Genomic DNA, 23389 nt, shown 5'->3' on the forward strand with positions numbered 1-23389 from the left:
ATTCCTGTGTGGGTTACGTGACTCTCAAGCGTGCGAAGGAAAATTACGCTGTTAGTGACTGTTGACGATATTGGTCACAAGACTGAGAATATGATGATCATCCTATTTTAGTAAAGGAAATCCATGCGCCGGCTCCGACCTTTCCCCCTCGCGGTATGTTTGTTGCCCCTGGCCCTGACGGCATGTGGGGATTCTTCCACCGCACAAGATCCGCGTACCCAGGCGCCCGTTGTCAGGTCGGCTGCCGTGCAGCTCGCCAATGAGGCTTCACGCTCCTTCACCGGTGTCGTGGCCGCGCGCGTTCAGGGCGACTTGGGTTTTCGCGTCTCGGGCAAGGTGCTTGAACGTTTGGTTGACACCGGTCAGACGGTCAAGCGCGGTCAGCCGCTGATGCGTCTTGACCCGATCGACCTCGGGCTTCAGGCGCGAGCACAGCAAGAGGCGGTCACCGCCGCTCGCGCCCGGGCCAAACAGACAGCCGATGACGAGGCGCGCAATCGTGACCTCGTCGCCGCCGGCGCGATCTCGGCATCGGCCTACGACCAGATCAAGGCCGCTGCCGACACCGCCAGGGCACAACTCAGCGCCGCCGTCGCGCAAGCCGATGTGGCGCGTAACGCTTCCGGTTATGCGGTTCTGGTGGCGGACGCTGACGGCGTGGTGGTGGAAACCCTCGCCGAGCCTGGGCAAGTCGTCAGCCCGGGGCAACCGGTGGTTCGACTGGCGCGCGCGGGCCAGCGTGAAGCCGTCGTCCATCTGCCGGAGACGCTACGTCCTGCGCCAGGCTCCATCGCCCAGGCAAAACTGTATGGCGACACATCGGGTGCCGTGACCGCAAAACTGCGCCTGCTTTCCGACTCGGCCGACCGCACGACACGCACTTTCGAGGCGCGCTATGTGCTCGAAGGCAAATTGGCCAATGCACCGATTGGCTCGACGGTCACCGTTGATATCGCCCAAGACTCTGCACCAAAACAGGCATTGCAGGTGCCCATCGCTGCCGTCTACAACCCCGGCAAAGGCCCCGGCGTGTGGACCATCGCCGGGACACCCGCGAAAGTCACCTGGCGCCCAGTCGAGGTGTTGGGCTTGAGCGACGATGCGGCCCGCGTCGCTGGCGAGCTCAACGTTGGCGAACACATTGTCGCGCTGGGTGCCCATCTGCTACGCGAAGGCGAGGAAGTGCGCGTGCTTACGCGTGATGACGCTCAGATGGCCGGGGGTCGTCCATGAGCGAGGGCCGGTTCAACCTCTCTGCCATTGCTGTTCGCCAACGGGCGATTACGGTGTTCCTGATTTTTCTGATTGCCGTTGCAGGTGTTTTGGCGTTCTTCAAACTGGGGCGCGCGGAGGATCCACCGTTTACGGTCAAGCAACTTACCGTCATCACCGCGTGGCCCGGAGCGACTGCGCAGGAGATGCAGGACCAGGTCGCCGAACCCCTTGAAAAACGTCTGCAGGAACTCAAGTGGTACGACCGCTCGGAAACCTACACCCGTCCGGGACTGGCGTTCACCATGCTCTCGTTGCTCGACAGCACACCGCCTGCGCAAGTGCAGGAAGAGTTTTATCAGGCGCGTAAAAAGCTCGACGATGAAGCGATCAAGCTGCCAGCGGGTGTCGTCGGGCCGATGGTCAACGATGAGTTTTCCGACGTGACGTTCGCGCTGTTCGCCTTGAAAGCCAAGGGCGAGCCGCAGCGAAGGCTGGTAAGGGATGCGGAGACGTTACGCCAGCGCCTGTTGCATGTGCCAGGGGTGAAAAAGGTCAACATCATTGGCGAGCAAGCCGAACGGATATTCGTCTCGTTTTCCCATGACCGATTGGCGACGCTGGGCTTGTCGCCGCAGGACATCTTCGCTGCATTGAACAGTCAGAACGTGCTGACGCCGGCCGGATCGGTCGAAACCAAGGGACCGGAAGTTTTTCTGCGGGTCGACGGTGCATTCGACACGTTGCAGAAAATCCGTGACACGCCGGTCGTTGCGCAAGGGCGGACACTCAAGCTCTCTGACGTGGCCACGGTCGAGCGTGGCTACGAAGACCCGGCGACCTTTCTGGTGCGCAACAACGGCGAGGAAGCCTTATTGCTCGGTGTGGTGATGCGCGAGGGCTGGAACGGTCTGGATCTGGGCAAGGCGCTGGATGCCGAGACTGCCAGGATCAATGAGGAAATGCCGCTGGGCATGACCCTGGCGAAAGTCACCGATCAGGCGGTGAATATCGACTCGGCTGTCGGCGAGTTCATGGTCAAGTTTTTTGTCGCGCTGCTGGTTGTGATGCTCGTGTGTTTCCTGAGCATGGGCTGGCGTGTCGGCGTGGTGGTCGCCGCGGCAGTGCCGTTGACGCTGGCGATCGTGTTTGTGGTGATGGCGGCCACCGGCAAGAACTTCGACCGGATTACGTTGGGCTCGCTGATTCTGGCGCTCGGGCTGCTGGTCGATGACGCCATCATCGCTATTGAAATGATGGTGGTGAAAATGGAGGAGGGCTACGACCGTATCAAGGCGTCGGCCTATGCCTGGAGCCACACGGCGGCGCCGATGCTGGCCGGCACGCTGGTGACGGCGATAGGCTTTTTGCCGAACGGTTTCGCCCAGTCAACCGCCGGCGAATACACCAGCAACATGTTCTGGATCGTCGGCATCGCGCTAATCGCTTCGTGGGTCGTCGCGGTGGCTTTCACGCCTTATTTGGGCGTGAAACTTTTGCCAGACATCAAAAAAGTCGAAGGCGGGCATGCGGCGATCTATGACACGCCGCGCTACAACCGTTTTCGCCGGATTCTGGCGTGGGTGATTACGCGCAAATGGCTGGTGGCCGGCACGGTTGTCGCGCTGTTCGTCGTGGCGATTCCGGGCATGGGGCTGGTGAAGAAGCAGTTCTTTCCCACCTCCGACCGTCCTGAAGTGATGATCGAAGTACAGATGCCCTATGGGACCTCGATTGAGCAGACCAGTGCCACTTCGGCCAAGGTCGAGGCCTGGCTGCAAAAGCAGGACGAGGCCAAGATCGTCACTGCCTATATCGGGCAGGGCGCGCCGCGTTTTTTCCTGGCGATGGCGCCCGAGCTGCCGGATCCATCGTTCGCAAAAATCGTTGTGCTGACGGACAGCCAGGAGGCCCGCGAAACCCTCAAGTTTCGTTTGCGCGAAGCGGTGGCCGAAGGGCTTGCCCCGGAGGCGCGAGTTCGGGCCACGCAAATTGTCTTCGGCCCGTATTCACCCTTCCCGGTGGCGTATCGGGTGATGGGGCCTGATCCGGCGAAATTACGTAACATCGCCGAGCAGGTCAGGGGCGTGATGCAGGACAGCCCAATGATGAGAACCGTCAATACCGATTGGGGACCGCTCACGCCGACGTTGCATTTCAATCTGGATCAGGACCGTTTGCAGGCGGTGGGGCTGACTTCGAATGCGGTAGCCCAGCAGTTGCAGTTCTTGCTGACTGGCGTCCCTGTCACGGCGGTTCGTGAGGATATTCGCTCAGTGCAGGTTGTTGGCCGTGCAGCGGGTAACATCCGCTTGGACCCGGCGCAGATCGAGGGCTTCACATTAGTCGGTGCGGCGGGCCAGCGAATCCCGTTATCGCAGATCGGGCAGGTCGAGGTGCGCATGGAAGATCCGATCCTGCGCCGCCGTGATCGTACGCCCACCATCACCGTGCGTGGCGACATCGCCGAAGGCTTGCAACCGCCGGACGTCTCGGGTGTGATCATCCAGCAGTTGCAGCCGATCATCGAGGCACTGCCTTCCGGTTACCGGATTGAACAGGCGGGCGCCATTGAAGAATCCGGCAAGGCGGGCAAAGCGATTTTGCCGTTGCTGCCGATCATGATCGCCATGACGCTGCTCATCATCATCGTGCAGGTCCGTTCGATCTCGGCCATGATCATGGTCTTCCTGACCTCGCCGTTGGGCTTGATTGGTGTGGTGCCGACTCTGCTGATCTTCAACCAGCCGTTTGGCATCAATGCGCTGGTCGGGTTGATTGCGCTGTCGGGGATTTTGATGCGCAACACGCTGATCCTGATCGGACAGATTCACCACAACGAGCAAGAAGGGCTGGAGCCGTTTCATGCCGTGGTCGAAGCGACCGTGCAACGGGCGCGCCCGGTGTTGTTGACTGCACTGGCGGCGATTCTGGCGTTCATCCCGCTGACGCATTCGGTGTTCTGGGGGACGTTGGCCTATACGCTGATCGGCGGGACGTTTGTTGGCACCATTATTACCCTGGTGTTTCTGCCGGCGATGTATGCGATCTGGTTCAAGATCCGTCCTCAGAGCGAAGGATCTAGTGAAACAGTAAAAACGCTTTAAACAGGTGGGTTGTGGTGTCTGGGCGGGCGCCTTCGCGAGCAGGCTCGCTCCCACAGGTTTTCCGGTGAGACTCAGGTTCGGGGCAGCCCACAGAACCCATTGTGGGTGAGACTCAGATTCGCGGCAGCCCATAGAGCCCCTTGTAGGAGTGAGCCTGCTCGCGAAAGCGGTGTGTCAGCCACAGATGAATCGCCTGACCTGACGCCTTCGCGAGCAAGCCCGCTCCCACAGGTTTTCGGGTGAGACTCAGGTTCGGGGCAGCCCACAAAACCCCGTGTGGGAGCGAGCCTGCTCGCGAAAGCGGTGTGTCAGCCACAGGTGAATTGCCTGACCTGACGCCTTCGCGAGCAAGCCCGCTCCCACAGGATTTCGGGTGAGACTCAGATTCGGGGCAGCCCCACAAAGTCCCTTGTGGTGTCTGAACCACCGCGTGCGCAAACAGAAGAGCCCTGCAGATTCAAACTCTGCAGGGCTCTTTTTCTTTCAGTATCACGAATCTATACCGCGCGTTGACCCAGTGTGCGATCCGCTCCATCCGCGGCGAGCGCCTGACCCAGCGGGGTACGATCTGAACCGTCGGCAGCCAGTGCCTGCCGTGGTTCGCTGACTTGGGTAAAAAAGCGATCTTCCTGATTGGTCGGTACGGCAAAGGCGCTGGCGCTCAGAGCGAAAGTGGCGACGGCGATCAGTTGGCTTACAGTTTTCATGGCGGTGACTCCGGTCAAAGTTGATTGAGGTCCGGGTCGTTCAGATCAGCATCTGGTTAACCCGTTGCAGTGGTGTGTTCTGCATGGGTTCAGATTAGGGGTGAGGACGGTGGCGAGGTTAGGCCAATACTGTCCTCGATTTGCCTGATTCTGCAAACTGTCCGTCCTGTTCGTCGAACAGTGCATGGATATGGATGTCATGCACAAAAAAGGCGCCCAACCGAGGTCAGGCGCCTGTAGGCTCAGCCCAGATGATGCCGCTCTGCGAGGCGATAAACGTCAGTATCGAGCCCTTCGAAACGGGCTTTCAATTGCAACGCCAAATAAAGCGAATAGTGCCGTGACTGATGCAGATTGCCGCCGTGGAACCACAGGTTTTGCTGCTGGGTCGGCTTCCACATATTGCGCAGTTCGCCCTCGTAAGGACCCGGGTCGTTGGTGGTGCCGGAACCCAGGCCCCAGCAGCGACCGACCTTGTCGGCGACTTCCTGGGAGATCAGTTTCGCCGCCCAGCCGTTCATTGAGCCGTAACCAGTGGCATAGACGATCAGGTCAGCCGGCAACCGACTGCCGTCGGTCAGTAACACGGCGTCTGCCTCAATACGCTCGACGCCCAGGCCGGGGGCGCTTTTGAGCTTGATCGTGCCATTGGCGATCAGTTCCGAGGCGCCGACGTCGATGTAATAACCCGAGCCACGGCGCACGTACTTCATAAACAGGCCCGATTCGTCGTCGCCAAAGTCGAGCATGAAACCAGCCCGGCTCAGGCGTTCGTAGAGTTCCTTGTCGCGCTCTTTGATAGCGTCAAAGATCGGCCGATGAAACTGCGGCATGACCTTGTACGGAATCGAGGCGAACAGCAGGTCGGCCTTGTCCGTGGTCAAGCCTGACTCCAGCGCGTCTTCGGAATAGAGTCCGCCGAAGACCAGCTCCATCAAGCTGTCCGAGCGTACGATGTGCGTGCTGGAGCGTTGCACCATGGTGACTTCGGTGCCGTTTTCCACCAGGTCGGCGCAGATGTCATGGGCCGAATTGTTCGCGCCGATGACGACCGCGCGCTTGCCTTTCCAGGCGTCGCCGCCGGGGTGGCGGCTGGAGTGGTGCTGCTGGCCCTTGAAGCCTTCGGCGCCCGGATACACGGGCACGTTGGGTACGCCCGACATGCCGGTGGCGAGGATCAGTTGCGTCGGTTGCAGGGTGATCCGCTCGCCATTGCGCAGCACGTCGACCCTCCAGCGAGCGCTTTGTTCATCGAACCGGGCACCGAGGCATTCAGTGCGCGGCCAGTAATTGAGTTCCATGACTTTGCAGTACATCTCCAGCCAGTCGCCGATCTGGTCTTTCGGTGTGAACACCGGCCAGTGGTCGGGAAAGGGCAGGTAAGGCATGTGGTCGTACCAGACCGGATCGTGCAGGCACAGCGATTTGTAGCGGCCACGCCACTGATCGCCGGGACGCTCGGCTTTGTCGATGATCAGCGTCGGCACGCCCAGGCGCTTGAGCCGTGCACCGAGGCCGAGGCCGCCCTGGCCGCCACCGACGATCAGGCAGTACGGCTGCGTGGTGAGGCCCAGCGCTGCCTCTTCATCGCGACGGCGTTCCAGCCAGTTGCGTTTGTCGGCGTGGGCCTGGCCGTGGCTGGCGCCCATCGGCCGGCGGCGACCGCTGGGCTCTTCGAAGCCCTTGAGTTCGCGCATGGTCGTCAGCAGCGTCCAGCACAAACCGTCCTTCAGGCGCACGTAGCCTTTGCCGCGGGCCGCGTCGGTTTCCAGGCTCATCCAGCCTTCGAGCACACCGTCGGTGAGCGTGGCTTCACCTTCGAGTTTCCAGCGCTCGGGCCGGGTCTGCTCCAGGCGTGTTTCGAGCAGGTCGCGGATTGCGGATTTGCCTTCCAGGGTGACGAGGTTCCAGCTGAACAGCAGCAAGTCACGCCAGTGACATTCCTCGGCGAACAACTCCAGCGTGCCGTCCACATCTCGTTGCGCGAGCCGCTCGCCGAGGCGTTCGACCCAGGCGGCGAGTTGCGCCGTTGGCGATTGCAAAGGTGTATCGATAGCGATGTTCATGGGGCCACTCCCGATCTTGTTTTTGTGGGTAAGCCCTGACACCAGAGCAAGGCTTGGGCCATCTCGCTGAAAGCCACGATGCAGACAGGCTGATGCGATATTTGGCGGGGTCGCAAAGGGCGCCATGTCACGAATTCGGTAATGGTGCATGACACTGTGTCACGCGGCGCAAAGTTCCCTCGCGGCAGGCTTTTCATCTAAGCTGCGGTCACACCCGTGTCTTCACCGAAGCGGAGTACAACAATAATGAAACCGGCCTCGATCAACGCCCATGCGCGCCAGGTGATGCAAGCCGTGCAGGGCAGCGTTGCCAGTCACAGTGCGGCGGCAGACAGGGCGATCACCCGCTCATGGCGGCGTTGCCTCGATCAATATCAGCTCGATCCCGCCAGCCCCCGCGCACCGGATGTGCTGGAACAGGCGCGCTTGCGCGAACACCGCGCGCCGCTGGAACACATCATTGCCGTGGCGCATTGGCAGATGAACAGCCTGCACCAGCAACTGGGGCGCGACGGCCATGTCGTGCTGCTCACCGATGCCCGAGGTGTGGCGATCGACAGTGTGTTCAACGAGTCCGAGCGCGCCGAATTCCAGCGCTCCGGGCTGTGGCTGGGCTCAGTCTGGAGTGAGGAGCATGAGGGCACCAACGGTGTCGGCACCTGCCTGGTCGAGCGCCAGCATGTGACCATTCGCCGTGATGAGCATTTTCGCGGCAAGCACGTTGGCCTGACCTGTTCAGCCAGCCCGATATTCGACGCAAGCGGTGAGTTGCTCGCGGTCCTCAACCTGTCTTCCGTGCGCGAGGAAAACAGCCTTGAGCAACGCTTCAAAGCCATGGCACTGACCAACCTGTCGGCGAAGCTGATCGAGAGCTGCTATTTCCTCGGGCACGAGCCGCAGCGCTATCTGCTGCGTTTTCATCCGGACGCCGGGTTTGTCGGGCTGTTGGGTGAAGGCCTGCTCAGTTTCGACGAAAGCGCGCGCATCTGTTCGGTCAACGAGGCGGCGCTGGAGCTGTTGGGCCTGGCCCGGGAGCAAATGGTCGGGCAGTCACTGACGATGCTCCTGGAAACCCCGATGGAGCAGCTCATGAGTCAGGCCAGCTTGCAGCCGAACGTCTGCTGGCCGATGCGCCTGGTCGACGGGCGCCTGTTCTACGGCCAGTTGCGCGAGCCGATTCGCCCGGCGCCGCTGACCCTGGCGCCTGCCCCCAATTACCACGACGAGCGCGTCTGTCTCGAAGACCCGCGTCTGCAACGCGGATTCGCTCGGGCGCTGCGTGTGCTGGAGCGCGATGTGCCGGTGTTTCTGCAGGGCGAAACCGGCGCCGGCAAAGAGGCGTTCGCGGCGGCGCTGCACCGCGCCAGTTCCAGAGCTGGCCAGCCGTTTGTTGCGATCAATTGCGCGGCCATTCCCGAGACGCTGATCGAAAGCGAGCTGTTCGGCTACCGCGGTGGCAGTTTCACCGGTGCACGCAAGGACGGCATGGTCGGCAAACTGGAGCAGGCCCACGGCGGCATTCTGTTCCTCGATGAAATCGGTGATATGCCACTCGCGCTGCAGACGCGCCTGCTGCGCGTGCTCGAGGAGCGTCAGGTGGTGCCGCTCGGCAGTGCCACTGCACGTGCGCTCGACGTCCGTCTGATCAGTGCCAGTCACCAGAATCTGCAGGTCTGCGTGGCCGAGGGGCGCTTGCGCGAAGACCTGTTTTATCGCATCGCCGGTTTCACCGTTGAGCTGCCGCCATTGCGTGAGCGCTCCGACAAGGGCCGTCTGCTCGACCTGCTGCTGCGTGAGGAAGCGGCAGGCGCCAAGGTGCGACTGGAGGCGGGTGTCAGGGCGCGTTTGCTGGCCCAGCCTTGGCCGGGCAACGTCCGGCAGTTGCGCACGTGTTTGCGCACCCTGGTGGCGCTGGCGGTGGAGGGGCGCGTCACGCTGCACGACCTGGAAGAGCTGTTACCGGCGTCCGCGCCCGCCGAGCCGGCCGAAGACCCGCTGGGCATCAGCGAACGGCAGACATTGTTGCGCTTGATGGAGGCGCAACACTGGCATGTCGCCCGCGTTGCCGCGCGCCTGGGCATCAGTCGCAATACGCTCTATCGCAAACTGCGACAGCACGGGATTTCGCGACCGGGATGAGGGGCGCTGGGTGAACGCGCATCGACCCAAGACCCGCGCCGCCCCCTTCAGGAAAATGCCGCTGCCACAAACGCCTCCAGCGTCTTGTGTTCAAGGATTTCGATCGAGAAGTGCCCGAAGCGCTTGGGCAACCAGATAATGCGTGTGCCGGACGGAGATTGCAGATCTGCGCGGGCCAGTGGCTTGCCGTTTTCGTCTTCTGGCTGAACACCGGCGGCGATCAGTTCGTCGTAGGCTTTCTCGATGTCCGGCGTCGAGTAGCAATGGCGATAAATCATCCCTTCGCCCGAGGCGTCCAACAGGGTCTTCAGATTGCCCGCCAACGGCTGTACCAACATGAAACGCTCCTCACCGATCAGCGCAATGGCGTAGCGCACGTGCAGACCGCCTCGCTCCCAAACGAGGGTTTTCGAGATCCTGGCATTCAGTATCTGTGCGTAGTAAGCACAGGCTTCTTCCAAGTCATTAACCAGTACGTCCACGTGACTGAACTTCAGATCCATTGCAGCTTTCCCTGTTGAGCGATCGCCATGTTATACCCGCCACGCGCAGAAATAGGTGGGTTCCCTGAGGCGATGGCCCGGGTGCGGATTATTTTGAACGAATCCGTGGCGTCGGGCTTCGAATCTGCATGGCCGGTGTGTTCCAGCTGGCCACAAGAGAAGGACGCAGGACTATCAATGAGGTGGATATGAACGAGCCAGTGCTGCAAACGCAAAATCAGTCCCCTGAATCGATCAACCGCAACGATCCGGCCATCGACCCGCACGCACCCGGGCAAAATACCCCTGCGCCCGCTGAAAAAGGCCAGGCGGACAGTGCGTCCAGCGAGGTGGATCAGAAGCAGCACCACAGCGATAACAGCAACGAATTCAGCCCCGGCTTCAAGCCCGAACCGGAGCGGCCCGCACCGGGTGAGGATACGGATGCCGATATCGATACCGACGGCGGTTGATCGACACGCAACGCAAAAAGGCCGCATCGAAGGATGCGGCCTTTTTAGTGCCCGGCGGTTACTTGCTCGGGTGTTTAGCTTGCAGTTCTTTGGCGTGACTGAGGTGTTTTTCCAGCGCCGGCAGCATTTTCTGCGCAAACGCTTTCAGTTCCGTGGCGCCTTTGGCCTTGTCATCGGTCACGGTATTGGCTTGTTCCTTGAACAGCTTGATGGTTTCTTCGTGGGCCATGACCTGGTTGTTGGCGTAGGCCGCATCGAACGATTCGTCGCGCATGTCGAGAATCTTGGCCTTGGCCTGCTTGGTCAAGGTGGTGGTGTCCGGCACTTCGATGTCGTTGGCCTTGGCAATCGCCGCCAGCTCATCGTTGGCCTTGCCGTGATCGGTGATCATCTGGTTGGCGAATGCCTTGATGTCGGCCGACTGGCTTTTTTCCAGAGCCAGGCGACTGGTCTCGATTTCGGCGATGCCGCTGGCGGCAGCGTTGTCGACAAAGTCGTTGGAAGTGGCAGCAAAGGCCGAGCCCATGCCAGCACTCAGTGCAACAGCCAGAGCGAGATGACGCAAATTGAATCCGTCCATTGGGTATCTCCACGCAGGTTTTTGTGAGCGGTATCCAATGGAGCGAGCGCAGGCGGCAAAGGTTTTATCGCATTTGCGACAGGGCGACGAACGGACACCGCTGGTCTGACAGGGAGTCGACAGATGCGTCCGACCAAGGCCATGCTGGTAAGGAACCAGCGCATCGGTCGCGTTGGTTATCGATCAACTGATGGAGGTGTTTCATGCCGGTTTCACATGATCTGTATCAGGACCTGGGCTGCAAAAAGGAAGAGATCGAGCAGAAACGCTCCAAGGATCCGAAACTGGATTCGTTGCTCAACAAGTACTTTGAGGCAGATAAAGAAGTGGTCGAGGCCGAGGATGCAGAGTCGCTCGGCGATGACGCGTTGAAAAAACTCAAAGAGAAGCGCGTGATCGTCAAGGAACAGATCGTCGCCCGGTTGGCCGGTCAGCCTCTGAGCGGCCAGTAAACGCCCGCCCCGTGGCGGCCATCTGAGGGAACGGCGACAGCGAACGGCACCTCCAATGTGCAGAGTCTGTACATCATGGACTCGTTGCGAGGTGCCTCATGAATGATCCCAGGTTTCCCAGCGAAGAGCAGGGCGGTTTCGACCCGATTCCCACCCGGCCCGAACCGAACAGCCCGGCGCATACCACCACCCAACCCGAAGAGCCTGTCGAGGAACTCCCGCCGGACGACGATCCCGACAAGTTTGATAGGTCCAGTAACTGACAGACCGCTATCGCGAGCAGGCTCACTCCTACAATGGGATTCGGTGGTGTCAGGAAACGATTGGCAAACCGTAGAATGCCCGGGCACAGGCGGTGGTATGCGCCGCCAGCGCTTCTTCGGTCTCGCCGCGATGCAACGCCACCTCGCGCAACACCTCAGTCAGATACGCCGGCTCATTGCGACCGTTTTTCGGTTTCGGCCGCAGCGTGCGCGGCAGCAGATACGGCGCATCGCTTTCCAGCATCAGCCGTCCCGGTTTGATCTCTTTGACCAGCGGATGCAGATGCGTGCCGCGGCGCTCGTCGCAGATCCAGCCGGTGATGCCGATGTGCAAGTCCAGATCAAGGTAGCTGAACAAGGCTTTTTGCTCGCCGGTGAAGCAATGCACCACGGCCGCGGGCAACTGATCGCGGTAATCCCTGAGGATCTCCAGCAATCGCTGGCTGGCATCACGCTCATGCAGGAACACTGGCAATTGCAACTCGACCGCCAACGCCAGGTGTTCTTCGAGGACTTTCTCCTGTTGCGGGCGCGGCGAGAAGTCGCGATTGAAGTCCAGCCCGCATTCGCCCACTGCAACGACATTGCCTTCCTGCAACAGGCTGCGCAGGCGCCGTGCACTGTCGGCATTCCAGTCGCTGGCCGAATGCGGGTGAATGCCGGCGGTAGCAAACAGTCGCTGACCGCTGTCATCGAGTTGCCGGCACAGTTCAAGCGCCTGTTCGCTGCCCTCGACGCTGGTGCCGGTCAGCACCAGCTGGCAGACCCCGGCGGCATACGCGCGGTCGAGCACGGCCTGGTGTTTGTCGGCGAAACTGGGGTTGGTCAGGTTGACGCCGATATCGATGAGTTGCATGGTGCTACCTCGGGCCGAAGGCCGGAAAGCATATCAGAGCTGTAGATTTATAAGAAAAGCCAAGAACTACAACGGCTTATGGCTGTCTGTTGAGGCCGCGAGAGACCGGGGGTGGCGGTGACGCCATCACTGTGCCAGTCTTTCGCACTTTACCAGCGCTCCGAGCGCTCTGTTTTCCTCGGTGATTTCGCCACGGTTGTAGGCGCAAATCGCCCGTATTCTTTTCGGAGAGTGGATGCATCGTCCCTCGGTTTTGCTGCTGTTGTGTGGCGCGTTGCTGCTGCCGATGCCGGTGCTCGCCCGCTTGCCCGGGCCGCTGCAAGCCGTGCCGGCGACCAAGGTCCGCGACCTGTCCGAGATTCGCAGCAGCCGGGTGTTGCGGGTGCTGGTCAATCAGAGCCGCAACAGCTCTGGCGAAGTCCAGGGCCAGGCCATCGGTGTCGAATACCATCGCTTGCGTGCGTTCGAGCAATACCTCAATGGCCACGCCCGCGACGGTCAGGACGTCACCCTCAAGATTATCCCCAAAGCCAAGGATCAATTGCTCGGCGCCTTGCAGCGTGGCGAAGGCGACATGGTCGCGCCCGGCGAGTTGCTCGATTTGCCGTCGGGCTATGCGGTGTCCAGCAGTGAACCGATCGCCAGCAATGTGCCGTTGGTGCTGGTCGGCATCAAAGGCGAGCGGCGTTACACCAAGGTCGAGCAGCTCTCCGGGAAAACCCTGGCGTTGCCCACCGGCAGCGCGGCGGGGGAGGCGGTCAGCCAGTTGAATCAGAAACTGGCGCTGCACAAGCTGGCGCCGATCAATATCGAATGGGTCGATCCGACACTGGCGGTAGAGGACGTGCTGGAGATGGTCCAGGGCGGCATTTTCCACCTGACCATCGTCGAGCAACCGATTGCCGAGCGCTGGGGCAAGATCTTGCCCAAATTGCGCCTCGACCGGCAGCTGAACCTCGGCGAACCGGGCGAGGAGCATTGGTTCGTGCGGCGCGACGCGTCGATGTTGCGTGCGAGCATCGACCGCTTCCTCACCGGTTACAAGAAACCGTCAAACGAAGATGCCGCGTTTCTGCGTATTTATCGCCGCCTGTATCAAGTCCATTACCCCTTGGCCAAAGCAGATCGACAGCGTCTGGAAAAACTGCGTCCGACCCTGCAGAAGCACGCCGACGCACAGAACATGGACTGGCTGAATCTGGCGGCGCTGGCGTTCAAGGAATCGCGTCTGCAACCCAACGCCCGCAGTGGCAGCGGCCCGACCGGGCTGATGCAAATCACGCCGTCCGCGGCGCAACGGGTCGGCGTCAGCAATATTCAGAATCTCGATGCCAATGTGCAGGCCGGGGCCAAATACCTGGCGATGATCCGTCGCAAGTTCTTCAACAGCCCGAAACTCAATGAGCGTGAACGCATGGCCTTCACGCTCGCCGCCTACAACATCGGCCCGGAGCGCGTGCAGGGCATGCGTGCCGAAGCGCGGCGACGCGGCCTGAATCCGAACCAGTGGTTCTTCCAGGTCGAGCGCATTGCCATGGAGCAGGTGGGAATGGGCGCCGTCAGCTATGTTAATAGCGTCAACAAGTATTACTTGGCATTCGACCGGGAGCGGGAGTCGCTGGAGCCGCGCGGGCAAAAAGTGGTCTCACGGAAATAATCTAACAATTCGATTGTTATGGCGAAATTTTTGCGCTTTAAACATAGAATAAACTGATTAATATAGCGACCAACCCAAACACACTACTGCACAACAAGGAATGCCCCATGAGTTCTCTGATCAACAAGGTTCTGTTCACCCGTGCCGGTTACGGCCTGACTGTTCTGCGTATCGCTGTCGGCGTCATCTTCGCCGCGCACGGTGCACAAAAGCTCTTTGGTCTGTTCGGCGGCTACGGCCTGGCCGGCACTGCGCAATGGATGGAGAGCATCGGCCTGACCCCGGGCTACCTGATGGCGTCGCTGGCCGGCGGTACCGAGTTCTTTGCCGGTCTGGCGCTGATCATCGGTCTGCTGGTGCGCCCGGCGGCACTGGGTCTGGCGTTCCTTTCGCTGGTGGCGATCTTCTCGGTACACATCGGCAACGGCCTGTTCATGGCCAACAACGGTTATGAGTTCGCCCTGGCCCTGCTGGCCGGCAGCATTGCAGTACTGATCGAAGGCGCCGGCAAGCTCTCGGTGGATCGCGCCATCGCCGGTTAAGCGCTCTGGCTCAAGCCTGAGGCCCGCATTGTGCGGGCCTTTTTTGTTGCGGCTGATTCTTGACACTGGTCGGTCACGTTATCTAGGATGTTGCTCATGCGCCGATTTAAACAGCTACTTGCGGGGCGCCAGGTAACTCGATCAGTTACCGTCAGAAGCCGGAGCAGGGCTTCGAAATACCGCTAAAGCGCTGGTTCGGTGTTGCCTCTCACCTGCCATGCAGACTTTTGAGGCAGAGACACGACACGATGAATGCACTACGCCCTCCAGCACGTCCCGCGCCGATCACGGCTCATATCACCCAGCGCAACCCGAAAATTCTCCTTGGCGGCAAACACCAGCCGACGCTGTTGCGTTATCTCGATGGCTGGCCACGTCGCAGCGGCGGTCCTGCCGCCTTCCTGATCCAGTTTGTTGATGACGGTGAATCGCTGGCGCGTTTTGCCAGCGACAGTTTCGATCTGGCGGTGATTCAGGCGCCCGGCGCAGAAGAGGCGCCTGACATGATCAAGCAACTGACCCGCGTTGCGCGGCAGGGTTTGATCACTCGCCGCTGATTCGGCTTACGGGTATTCGATCGCGACGATATAGACGAACTGCTCGCCGGTCGGCGTCTGTACCCGGACTTCGGCGTCAAGCGCTTTGCCGATCAACGCGCGAGCCAGCGGCGAGTCGATGCTGATCAGGCCTTGTTTCAGATCCAGTTCATCCGGGCCGACGATGCGGTAGCGCGATTGCTTGCCGTCCTCGTCCTCGATGGTCACCCAGGCGCCGAAGTAGACCTTGTTCGGATCGCTGGGTTTTTCGCTGACTACCTTGAGTGCTTCCAGGCGTTTGGTGAGAAAGCGCACACGACTGTCGATTTCGCGCAGCATTTTCTTGCCGTAGGTGTACTCGGCGTTTTCCGAACGGTCACCCTGTGCCGCCGCCTCACTGACGGCTTGCGTGACTTGCGGGCGACGCACATGCCACAACTCATGAAATTCAGCGCGCATCCGCGCTTCACCCTCGGGGGTGATCAGCGCGGTGCCAGCGGTGCGGGGAGGGCGATAGCGGCTCATGGCAACTTCTTGTGATTAAGACGGCTTTGAGTCTATCAACCCTCGCGCAACACTGTCAGCGGGCTCGCGTTCAATGCCCGACGCGTACCGAACACACCGGCGCCACCAATCAGCGCTGCGCCAATCAACGGCAACACCAGCAACCACGGATGCGGGTGCCACGGCAGGTCGAAGGCGTAGCGATACAGCACCAGACTCACCACCTCCGAACCGATCGCCGCGAGCAGACCGCTGACCGCGCCGAGCAAACCGAACTCGATACGCCGCGCCTTGATCAGCAACTGCCGCTCGGCACCCAGTGCGCGTAACAGCGCACCCTGGCGAATGCGTTCATCCAGCGTCGCTTGCAGGCCGGAGAACAGCACCGCCATCCCCGCAGCCAGAACAAACAACAACACATATTCCACCGCCAAAGTGACCTGGGCGAGGATACTGCGCAGCTGTTCGAGCAAGGCCTCGACCTGCAGGATGGTCACCGCCGGGAACGTCCGCGACAGCTCGACGATCTGTTGATCGTGACCGGGGGCCAGATAGAAACTGGTCAGGTAGGTCGCTGGCAGATCCTTCAAGGTGCCGGGCTGGAAGATCATGAAAAAGTTCGGCTGGAAGTTATCCCAGTTGATCTCGCGCAGGCTGGTGACCTTCGCTTCACGGTTGACCCCACCGACATTGAAGACCATGTGATCGCCGAGCTTGAGTTTCAGGCTTTCGGCGACTTTGCCTTCCACCGAGACGCCCGGTACATCGTCGGACGGCTGGCCGCTCCACCAGGAACCGGCGGTGAGCTTGTTGCCGGCCGGCAGGTCCGCGGCCCAGGTCAGGCTCAGGTCGCGTTGAATGGCGCGATCGCCCGCTGAATCCTTGCTGACGATTTGCTGTACCGCTTCGCCATTGATGCTGATCAGTCGCCCCGGCACCACCGGATACAGCGGCGCCGCTTGCGCGGACACCTTGATCAGGTGATCGGCGAAAGCCTGTTTATCCCCCGGCAGGATGTTCAGCGCAAAATAGTTGGGCGCATTTTTCGGCAACTGGTTCTGCCAGGTATCGAGCAGTTCGCCGCGCAGCAGGGCGATCAATGCCATCGACAGCAGGATCAGTCCGAAGGCCAGCGATTGTCCGGCCGCTGCCAACGGATGACGCAGCAATTGCCCAAGGCCCAGACGCCAGGGCAGCGAGGCGCGGGCGAGCATCCGGCGCAGGCTTTGCAACAGCAACAGCAGCAAACCGCCAAGTACCAGCGCAGCGACCACGCCACCGCCGAGCAGAGCGAACGTCAGCAGCAGATCCAGGCTCAGGCGCCACATGATCAGGCCCAGCGCACCCAGCGCCGCGCCGTACACCATCCAGGTGCTCGACGGAATCGGCAGCATGTCGCGGCGCAACACCCGCAGCGGTGGTACGCGGCCCAGCGCCGCAAGTGGCGGCAAGGCAAAACCGGCCAGCGCCACCAGCCCGGTACCGATCCCGGCGATGGCCGGGAACAGGCCTCCCGGTGGCACATCACTGGGCAGCAGGTCATGCAGCAAGGCGAACAGGCCCAGTTGCGCAAGCCAGCCGAGCAGCGCGCCGCTGATTGCGGCAACCAGCCCGAGCGCGGTGAGTTGCAGGCTGAACAGCACCATCGTTTCCCGGCGTGAAAGACCGAGGCAGCGCAGCAGGGCACTGGCATCGAAACGCCGACTGGCAAACCGATTGGCCGACAGCGCTACCGCCACACCGGCCAGCAACACCGCCACCAGGCTGGCCATGTTCAGATAGCGCTCGGCCTTGCCCAAGGCACCGCCAATCTGTCGATTGCCGTCACGGGCATCCTGAATTCTCTGGTTGGCGGCCAGGCCCGGTTTGATCAGTTCCCGATAGGTTTCCAGCGCCTGCGGTTCGCCGCGCCACAGTTCGCGATAGCTCACGCGGCTGCCCGGCTGCACCACGCCGGTGGCGGCGAGGTCTTCAAGGTTGATCAGCACCCGTGGCGTCAGGCTGTAGAAATTGCCGGCGCGGTCCGGCTCATAGGTCAGCACGCGCGTCATCTTCAGGGGCTTCATGCCGACATCGATGCTGTCGCCGATCTTCAGATCCAGCGCCGTCAGCAGACGCGCCTCGACCCACGCTTCGCCGGGCTGCGGCTCGCCGCCGACTTCTTCAGGGGCAAAAGGGGCGGGCGCACTTTTCAGCTCGCCGCGTAATGGATAGGCGCGGTCGACAGCTTTGATGCTCGACAGTTGAATGCCGTTGTCGGTGGCGATGACGCTGGAAAACTCCACTACTTGCGCATGATTCAGGCGCAGTTCGCTGCCGCTGCGGACCTGCTCCTCGCGAGCCGGTGAGCTGCCTTCCAGCACCAGGTCGGCACCCAGAAATTCAGTAGCGCGCAGCATCATCGCGCCGTTGAGGCGGGCACCGAAGTAGCCAATCGCGGTACTTGCCGCAACGGCGACTACCAGCGCAAAGAACAATACGCGCAACTCTCCTGCGCGGGCATCGCGCATGAGTTGACGAAGGGCAAGACTGAGCAGGCGTAACAGCGGCAAACGTGCCATCAAGGCTCCAGAGGGGCGACCAGCAGCCCGGCTTCAAGACGGATCAGGCGCCGGCAGCGATGGGCCAGGCGTTCGTCGTGGGTCACCAGCACCAGAGTGGTGCCGCGTTCCTTGTTCAATTCGAACAGCAAGTCGCTGATGCGCTCACCGGTGTGGCTGTCGAGGTTGCCGGTCGGTTCATCGGCAAACAGCACGTCAGGTTCGGCAGCGAAAGCCCGGGCAATGGCCACGCGTTGCTGTTCACCACCGGAGAGCTGACGCGGCGAGTGGGTCAGGCGCTGGCCGAGGCCGACGCGCTGGAGCAATTGCGTGGCGCGTTCGCGGGCGTCTTTACGGCCATCGAGTTCGAGCGGCAGCATGACGTTTTCCAGCGCGTTGAGGCTGTCGAGCAACTGGAAGGACTGGAAGACAAAACCGACGTGCTCGGCACGAATACGCGCGCGCTGGTCTTCATCGAGATTGCTCAGGCCCTGGCCGGCGAGGGTGACTTCGCCGCTGCTGGGCAGGTCGAGCCCGGCGAGCAGGCCGAGGAGGGTGGATTTACCGGAACCGGACGCGCCAACGATGGCCAGGCTGTCGCCCTTGTTCAGTTCCAGGCTGAGTTCGTGCAGGATAGTCAGTTCACCTTCCGCGCTAGGGACCACTTTGCTGAGGTTCTTCGCGGTGAGAATGCTTGCGCCCATGGAGAATCCGATGCGTGTATGGTTTTTGAGTGCTGGTCTGGCCTTGATGTGCATGGCCCAGAACGCAGCGGCGGGTACTGTCCTGATCGTTGGCGATAGTATCAGCGCCGGTTTCGGACTGGATACCCGCCTGGGGTGGGTGTCGTTGCTTGAGCAACGGCTCAAACAGGAGGGTTTCGACGATAAAGTGGTCAACGCCTCCATCAGTGGCGACACCAGTGCCGGAGGCCTGGCGCGGCTGCCGGCGCTGCTTGCAGAGCATAAGCCAGAGTTGGTGATCCTCGAACTTGGAGGTAACGATGGCCTGCGCGGAATGCCGCCAACACAATTGCAACAAAATCTTGCCTCGATGATCGATCGTTCCCGCCAGAGCGGTGCAAAAGTGCTCTTGCTCGGCATGCAGTTGCCTCCCAATTACGGCAAGCGTTACACCGATTCCTTTGCCGAGGTTTACGGCAAGCTCGCCGACGTGAAAAACATCCCGCTGGTGCCGTTTTTCCTCGAGGGCGTCGGTGGTCATCCAGACTTGATGCAGGCCGACGGTCTGCACCCGGCCGCCGGGGCTCAGGCCAAGTTGCTGGAAAATGTCTGGCCGACGCTAAAACCGCTGCTATGAGGCTTTTCTAGTGGCAGGCTTTCGGCTAATGTGGCGCCCCCTAATTTGGAGCCCCCGATGCCGCGTCCTGCCTGGTCCCTGTTTGCCTACCAACTGATCGAGCCTGACGAGCAGCTGGACCTGTTCGCCTGCCAGGAAGTGCGGGTGCATCTGGTGACGCGTCAGCTGGAACTCGGCGGCTCGGCCGATCGCACCCTGTGCGGCAGCCTGCTGCCAGCGCAGCCGCGCTGGTCCAGCGTGGACCGTCGGGTGTTTCAGGATCAGCGCCTGTGTTCGCTGTGCCGGGCGATTCTCGAATCGCAGAAGCGCGGCACGTCGCCGATCTGGCCGGAGCTGCGCTTCGAACTCTGACCCTGGAGCGAGCCTGCTCGCGAAGGGGCCTTATCTACCGACATTGCGTTGGCTGATACACCGCTTTCGCGAGCAGGCTCGCTCCCACCTTGTAAGCACTCTGTCGCCTGTAGTTGCGTGACCTCCCGAATCCCCTGGCCGCGGTGTACAATCGCGCCCTTATACCCTTGATGATCATGCGAAGGATTTTCCGGATGTTGCCGCGCTTTCCTGCCGTCACCCGCTGCCTGTCACTTGCCGCCCTGTGTGTGGCCGGTCCCGTTGCTGCATTGGAGCTTCCCCTGCCACCGCCTGGCGAAGACATCGTCGGTCAGGTGCAGGTAATCAAAGCCAAGTACGAAGACACATTCGCCGATCTCGGCACGACCTACGACCTGGGCTATTCGGAAATGGTCGCGGCCAACCCGGGCGTCGATGCCTGGTTGCCCGGTGCCGGTACCGAAATCGTTTTGCCGACGCGTTTCATCCTGCCGCCGGGACCGCGCGAGGGCATCGTCATCAACCTGGCTGAATACCGCCTCTACTACTACCCGAAAGGCCGGAACGTGGTGTACACCTTCCCGCTGGGTATCGGTCGTGAGGGTTGGGGGTCGCCGATCGCTCATACCTCGATCATTGCCAAGACGCCGAACCCGACCTGGACGCCTCCGGCCTCGATCAAGGCCGAACACGCCGCCGATGGTGATCCGCTGCCGAATGTGGTGCCGGCGGGACCTGACAATCCGCTGGGGCCGTTCAAGTTCACGCTTGGCACACCGGGTTACCTGATTCACGGTTCGAACAAGAAATTCGGCATCGGCATGCGCACCAGCCACGGCTGCTTCCGCATGTTCAACAACAACGTGCTGGAGATGGCCAGCATGGTCCCGGTCGGGACTTCGGTGCGCATCATCAACGATGCGTACAAGCTCGGCAGCAGTGGCGGTAAGGTCTATCTGGAAGCGCACACGCCGATCGACGACAAGGGCAACCCGTCGGTGGTCGACAAACACACCGCGGTCATCAATGCGATGCTCAAGCGTGAAGACGTCACCAGTAACTTGCGGGTGAATTGGGACGTGGTGCGCGATGTGGTCGCGGCCGAAGATGGTCTGCCAACCGAAATCGGTACGCCGGGTACTTCCGCGCCGATGGTCTCGAGTGCGCCAATCGACTTGCAGTAAGTCGCCAGTCGCGAACCCGTCGATGCGTTAAGCGTCGGCGGGTTTTTTTGTGCCCGGGCAAAAGCGTCGGGCACAAAAAAGCCGACCCGAAGAATCGGGTCGGCTCGATAACAACCCCGAAGGATTATTACTTGCGGCTAGCTTTGTCCAGCATGCGCAGAGCACGCTCGTTAGCTTCGTCAGCAGTCTGTTGTGCTTTTTGAGCAGCAGCCAGAGCTTCATCAGCTTTACGGTAAGCTTCGTCTGCACGAGCCTGGGAGCGAGCAGCTGCGTCTTCAGTAGCGGTCAGACGTGCTTCGGTTTCTTTCGATGCGCTGCTGCAACCGGTAGCCAGAACTGCGGCCAGAGCCAGAGCAGAGAATTTCAGAACGTTGTTCATCGTGTTCCCCTTCAAGGACTTTCAAATTAAGTAGCTGTCTCCTCACGATTGAGGAAATAGCCGGCGTACATACTACCCATTACTTGTAGTAAGTAAACTGACGTAGCGCAAGAAGCAAAAAAAATTGTAGGCGTTGATTCTTTTTCGAGCAACTTTTAACGTTGCTGTATAAAAAGTATCCAGCTGCAAGCCCCGCCCTGAGTGACTCGATCAGAAAAAGTTCCCGCCGCTGTGCAGTGTTTTTGTTGCTTTGGGTAAAAGTCTGCGTAGATGAATACGTCCACACTTTTATTCCGATTTTGTGCACGGCTTCGCTTATCTTTGCCAATGTTGAGGTGACTTTAAAAAAGCGCGCACGTCTTAAGTCTCAACATCCGGCAATGTTCAGGTGAGCGGCCCGGGAAGAGCGTTACCCGGCCCACCCTGCGTCCATCGGAGCCACCCCCGCCAGCCCCTCGATGACGAGTGCACCTTGAGCATTTTTGCCAATGGTGCCTACTATTTATCAGGTGCCCGGTTGCGCGGGATCGGTGTGGCTCTTCTCGGTGCCCAACAGGCACGGGGTGGCGTAGATGTTCCTTCGCCGGAAAAACATCGGTAAGGTAGGGTCAGAATTCAAGACCCGCGAGGAGTAGTGATGAGCGAGGCGTTGTCCATCCACCATGACCAGGCTGGTCATCAGTTCGAGACCAGTGTGGACGGTCATCGTGCCTACCTGACGTACATGGATCTGGGGAAACAGACCCTGGATATCTATCGCACGTTTGTGCCCAATGCCTTGCGTGGCCGTGGCATTGCCGCCGCGCTGACCGAAAGGGCGCTGCAATACGCCGAGGAAATGGGCTACACGGTGATCCCGTCGTGCTCCTACGTCGAGCGCTACATGGAACGCCATCAGCGTCGCGCCGCAAAGATCTGAAGCGCGTACACACAAAAACGCCGGGCAATGCCCGGCGTTTTTTATGCCCGCGAAACCCTGCTTACGTGCGCTGGCGCTTCGGCAATACGTCCTTGAGCTTGGCATGCATGCTGCGCAAGGTGTTTTCGGTGGCGGACCAGTCGATGCAGGCATCGGTGATCGACACGCCGTATTGCAGGTCGGCGAGGTCTTTGGGGATCGCCTGGCAGCCCCAATTCAGATGGCTCTCGACCATCAGGCCGATGATCGACTGATTGCCTTCGAGGATCTGGTTGGCGACGTTTTCCATTACCAGCGGCTGCAGGGCCGGGTCCTTGTTGGAGTTGGCGTGGCTGCAGTCGACCATGATGTTCGGCTTGATCTTCGCCTTGTTCAACGCTTGCTCGCACAGGGCGACGCTGACCGAATCGTAGTTCGGCTTGCCGTTACCGCCACGCAGCACGACGTGACCGTAGGCATTGCCCTTGGTGGTGACGATCGACACGCCACCTTCCTGGTTGATGCCGAGGAAACGGTGCGGGCTGGACACCGACTGCAAGGCGTTGATCGCCACGGTCAGGCCGCCGTCGGTGCCGTTCTTGAAGCCGACGGCCGAGGACAGGCCGGAGGCCATCTCGCGGTGAGTCTGCGATTCGGTGGTACGCGCGCCGATGGCCGACCAACTGATCAGGTCCTGCAGATACTGCGGGGAGATCGGGTCGAGGGCTTCGGTGGCGGTCGGCAGACCTTTTTCGGCCAGATCCAGCAGCAACTGGCGACCGATGTGCAGACCATCCTGAATCTTGAACGAGTCATCCAGGTACGGATCGTTGATCAGGCCTTTCCAGCCGACGGTGGTACGTGGCTTCTCGAAATACACGCGCATGACCAGATACAGGGTATCGGCAACTTCCTCGGCCAGTACCTTGAGACGATCGGCGTATTCGTGGGCGGCCTTGATGTCGTGGATCGAGCACGGGCCGATCACGACGAACAGACGGTGGTCGGTGCCATCGAGAATGTTGCGAATGACTTCGCGGCCCTTGGTGACGGTGCGCAAGGCGGCGTCGCTCAGGGGGATATCACGCTTGAGCTGATCGGGAGTGATCAGGGTCTCGTTAGAGGCGACGTTTAGGTCGTTGATCGGTAAATCAGCCATCGT

At 60.8% G+C, this 23389-nt stretch carries 23 protein-coding genes; 13 read left to right on the forward strand and 10 right to left on the reverse strand.

Annotated features, from left to right (window positions below):
- Positions 1-123 precede the first annotated feature (123 nt).
- On the forward strand, positions 124-1233 hold the full coding sequence (locus HU765_RS04070) for an efflux RND transporter periplasmic adaptor subunit (protein ID WP_186619139.1): 1110 nt from the start codon (positions 124-126) through the stop codon (positions 1231-1233).
- Positions 1230-4319: an efflux RND transporter permease subunit gene (locus tag HU765_RS04075; protein ID WP_186619140.1), complete on the forward strand. Its 3090-nt coding sequence runs from the start codon at positions 1230-1232 to the stop codon at positions 4317-4319. The genes HU765_RS04070 and HU765_RS04075 overlap by 4 nt, the downstream gene beginning before the upstream one ends.
- Positions 4320-4816: 497 nt before the next feature.
- Here the strand turns inward: HU765_RS04075 and HU765_RS04080 are convergent, their stop codons facing one another.
- Together HU765_RS04080 and HU765_RS04085 are read right to left on the reverse strand one after the other, a co-directional pair.
- The gene (locus HU765_RS04080) at positions 4817-5026 is read right to left on the reverse strand and encodes a hypothetical protein (RefSeq protein WP_186619222.1); all 210 of its coding nucleotides are present in this window, start codon (positions 5024-5026) and stop codon (positions 4817-4819) included.
- A gap of 242 nt (positions 5027-5268) precedes the next feature.
- Positions 5269-7092, reverse strand: coding sequence for an NAD(P)/FAD-dependent oxidoreductase (locus tag HU765_RS04085; RefSeq protein ID WP_186619141.1), 1824 nt, complete (start codon positions 7090-7092; stop codon positions 5269-5271).
- A 246-nt stretch (positions 7093-7338) separates the two neighbouring features.
- On the opposite strand from HU765_RS04085, the gene HU765_RS04090 reads away from it, so the two are divergent.
- Positions 7339-9231 (forward strand): sigma-54-dependent Fis family transcriptional regulator, encoded by a 1893-nt coding sequence (locus tag HU765_RS04090; protein ID WP_186619142.1) that lies wholly within the window; start codon positions 7339-7341, stop codon positions 9229-9231.
- A gap of 47 nt (positions 9232-9278) precedes the next feature.
- Here the strand turns inward: HU765_RS04090 and HU765_RS04095 are convergent, their stop codons facing one another.
- Positions 9279-9734: a VOC family protein gene (locus tag HU765_RS04095; RefSeq protein WP_186546453.1), complete on the reverse strand. Its 456-nt coding sequence runs from the start codon at positions 9732-9734 to the stop codon at positions 9279-9281.
- A 188-nt stretch (positions 9735-9922) separates the two neighbouring features.
- Between HU765_RS04095 and HU765_RS04100 the strand changes: the two genes are divergently transcribed.
- The gene (locus HU765_RS04100) at positions 9923-10186 is read left to right on the forward strand and encodes a hypothetical protein (protein ID WP_186619218.1); all 264 of its coding nucleotides are present in this window, start codon (positions 9923-9925) and stop codon (positions 10184-10186) included.
- Positions 10187-10244: 58 nt separating this feature from the next.
- Here HU765_RS04100 and HU765_RS04105 read toward each other — a convergent pair whose 3' ends face one another.
- Entirely contained in the window at positions 10245-10766 is a 522-nt protein-coding gene (locus HU765_RS04105; protein WP_186546452.1) for a DUF4142 domain-containing protein, read from the reverse strand.
- A gap of 203 nt (positions 10767-10969) precedes the next feature.
- Here HU765_RS04105 and HU765_RS04110 point away from each other — a divergent pair, with 203 nt between their 5' ends.
- Both HU765_RS04110 and HU765_RS04115 read left to right on the forward strand, forming a co-directional pair.
- Positions 10970-11218, forward strand: coding sequence for a hypothetical protein (locus HU765_RS04110; RefSeq protein WP_186619143.1), 249 nt, complete (start codon positions 10970-10972; stop codon positions 11216-11218).
- Between the two features lie 98 nt (positions 11219-11316).
- Positions 11317-11481, forward strand: coding sequence for a hypothetical protein (locus HU765_RS04115; protein WP_186546450.1), 165 nt, complete (start codon positions 11317-11319; stop codon positions 11479-11481).
- Positions 11482-11530: 49 nt separating this feature from the next.
- Here HU765_RS04115 and HU765_RS04120 read toward each other — a convergent pair whose 3' ends face one another.
- A complete protein-coding gene (locus tag HU765_RS04120) occupies positions 11531-12337 on the reverse strand; it encodes a TatD family hydrolase (RefSeq protein ID WP_186619144.1) in 807 nt (268 codons plus the stop codon).
- 235 nt (positions 12338-12572) lie between these two features.
- Between HU765_RS04120 and HU765_RS04125 the strand changes: the two genes are divergently transcribed.
- From HU765_RS04125 to HU765_RS04135, 3 genes are all read left to right on the forward strand, one after another.
- A complete protein-coding gene (locus tag HU765_RS04125) occupies positions 12573-13994 on the forward strand; it encodes a transglycosylase SLT domain-containing protein (protein WP_186619145.1) in 1422 nt (473 codons plus the stop codon).
- A gap of 107 nt (positions 13995-14101) precedes the next feature.
- The gene (locus HU765_RS04130) at positions 14102-14536 is read left to right on the forward strand and encodes a DoxX family protein (protein ID WP_186619146.1); all 435 of its coding nucleotides are present in this window, start codon (positions 14102-14104) and stop codon (positions 14534-14536) included.
- Between the two features lie 248 nt (positions 14537-14784).
- Positions 14785-15093, forward strand: a complete 309-nt coding sequence (locus HU765_RS04135; RefSeq protein WP_186619147.1) for a class I SAM-dependent methyltransferase — start codon at positions 14785-14787, stop codon at positions 15091-15093.
- A gap of 6 nt (positions 15094-15099) precedes the next feature.
- Here HU765_RS04135 and greB read toward each other — a convergent pair whose 3' ends face one another.
- Genes greB through HU765_RS04150 form a run of 3 tightly spaced genes read right to left on the reverse strand, consistent with a single transcriptional unit; the run spans position 15100 to position 18820 of the window.
- Positions 15100-15597, reverse strand: a complete 498-nt coding sequence (gene greB / locus HU765_RS04140; RefSeq protein ID WP_071173132.1) for a transcription elongation factor GreB — start codon at positions 15595-15597, stop codon at positions 15100-15102.
- 35 nt (positions 15598-15632) lie between these two features.
- A complete protein-coding gene (locus HU765_RS04145) occupies positions 15633-18137 on the reverse strand; it encodes an ABC transporter permease (protein ID WP_186619148.1) in 2505 nt (834 codons plus the stop codon).
- Complete coding sequence (locus HU765_RS04150) at positions 18137-18820, reverse strand: ABC transporter ATP-binding protein (RefSeq protein ID WP_016770883.1); 684 nt, start codon at positions 18818-18820, stop codon at positions 18137-18139. Before HU765_RS04150 ends, HU765_RS04145 begins: the two co-directional genes overlap by 1 nt.
- A 10-nt stretch (positions 18821-18830) precedes the next feature.
- Between HU765_RS04150 and HU765_RS04155 the strand changes: the two genes are divergently transcribed.
- The 3 genes from HU765_RS04155 (at position 18831) to HU765_RS04165 (ending at position 20950) form a co-directional block, all read left to right on the forward strand.
- The gene (locus HU765_RS04155) at positions 18831-19436 is read left to right on the forward strand and encodes an arylesterase (protein ID WP_186619149.1); all 606 of its coding nucleotides are present in this window, start codon (positions 18831-18833) and stop codon (positions 19434-19436) included.
- 57 nt (positions 19437-19493) lie between these two features.
- Positions 19494-19787 carry a hypothetical protein gene (locus HU765_RS04160; RefSeq protein WP_003226812.1) on the forward strand — a complete coding sequence of 98 codons (294 nt, stop codon included), beginning with the start codon at positions 19494-19496 and terminating at the stop codon, positions 19785-19787.
- Positions 19788-19981: 194 nt separating this feature from the next.
- Entirely contained in the window at positions 19982-20950 is a 969-nt protein-coding gene (locus tag HU765_RS04165; RefSeq protein ID WP_186547084.1) for a L,D-transpeptidase family protein, read from the forward strand.
- A 127-nt stretch (positions 20951-21077) separates the two neighbouring features.
- Here the strand turns inward: HU765_RS04165 and oprI are convergent, their stop codons facing one another.
- Complete coding sequence (gene oprI, locus HU765_RS04170) at positions 21078-21329, reverse strand: outer membrane lipoprotei OprI (RefSeq protein ID WP_003199355.1); 252 nt, start codon at positions 21327-21329, stop codon at positions 21078-21080.
- Between the two features lie 637 nt (positions 21330-21966).
- Here oprI and HU765_RS04175 point away from each other — a divergent pair.
- Entirely contained in the window at positions 21967-22248 is a 282-nt protein-coding gene (locus tag HU765_RS04175) for a GNAT family N-acetyltransferase (protein ID WP_186547085.1), read from the forward strand.
- Between the two features lie 61 nt (positions 22249-22309).
- Here HU765_RS04175 and HU765_RS04180 read toward each other — a convergent pair whose 3' ends face one another.
- Entirely contained in the window at positions 22310-23386 is a 1077-nt protein-coding gene (locus HU765_RS04180; RefSeq protein ID WP_186547086.1) for a 3-deoxy-7-phosphoheptulonate synthase, read from the reverse strand.
- Between the last annotated feature and the right edge of the window lie 3 nt (positions 23387-23389).

Origin of the sequence: Pseudomonas sp. SWRI81, assembly GCF_014268545.1 — a bacterium.
In the GTDB taxonomy this organism is placed as follows: Bacteria; Pseudomonadota; Gammaproteobacteria; order Pseudomonadales; family Pseudomonadaceae; genus Aquipseudomonas; species Aquipseudomonas hamedanensis.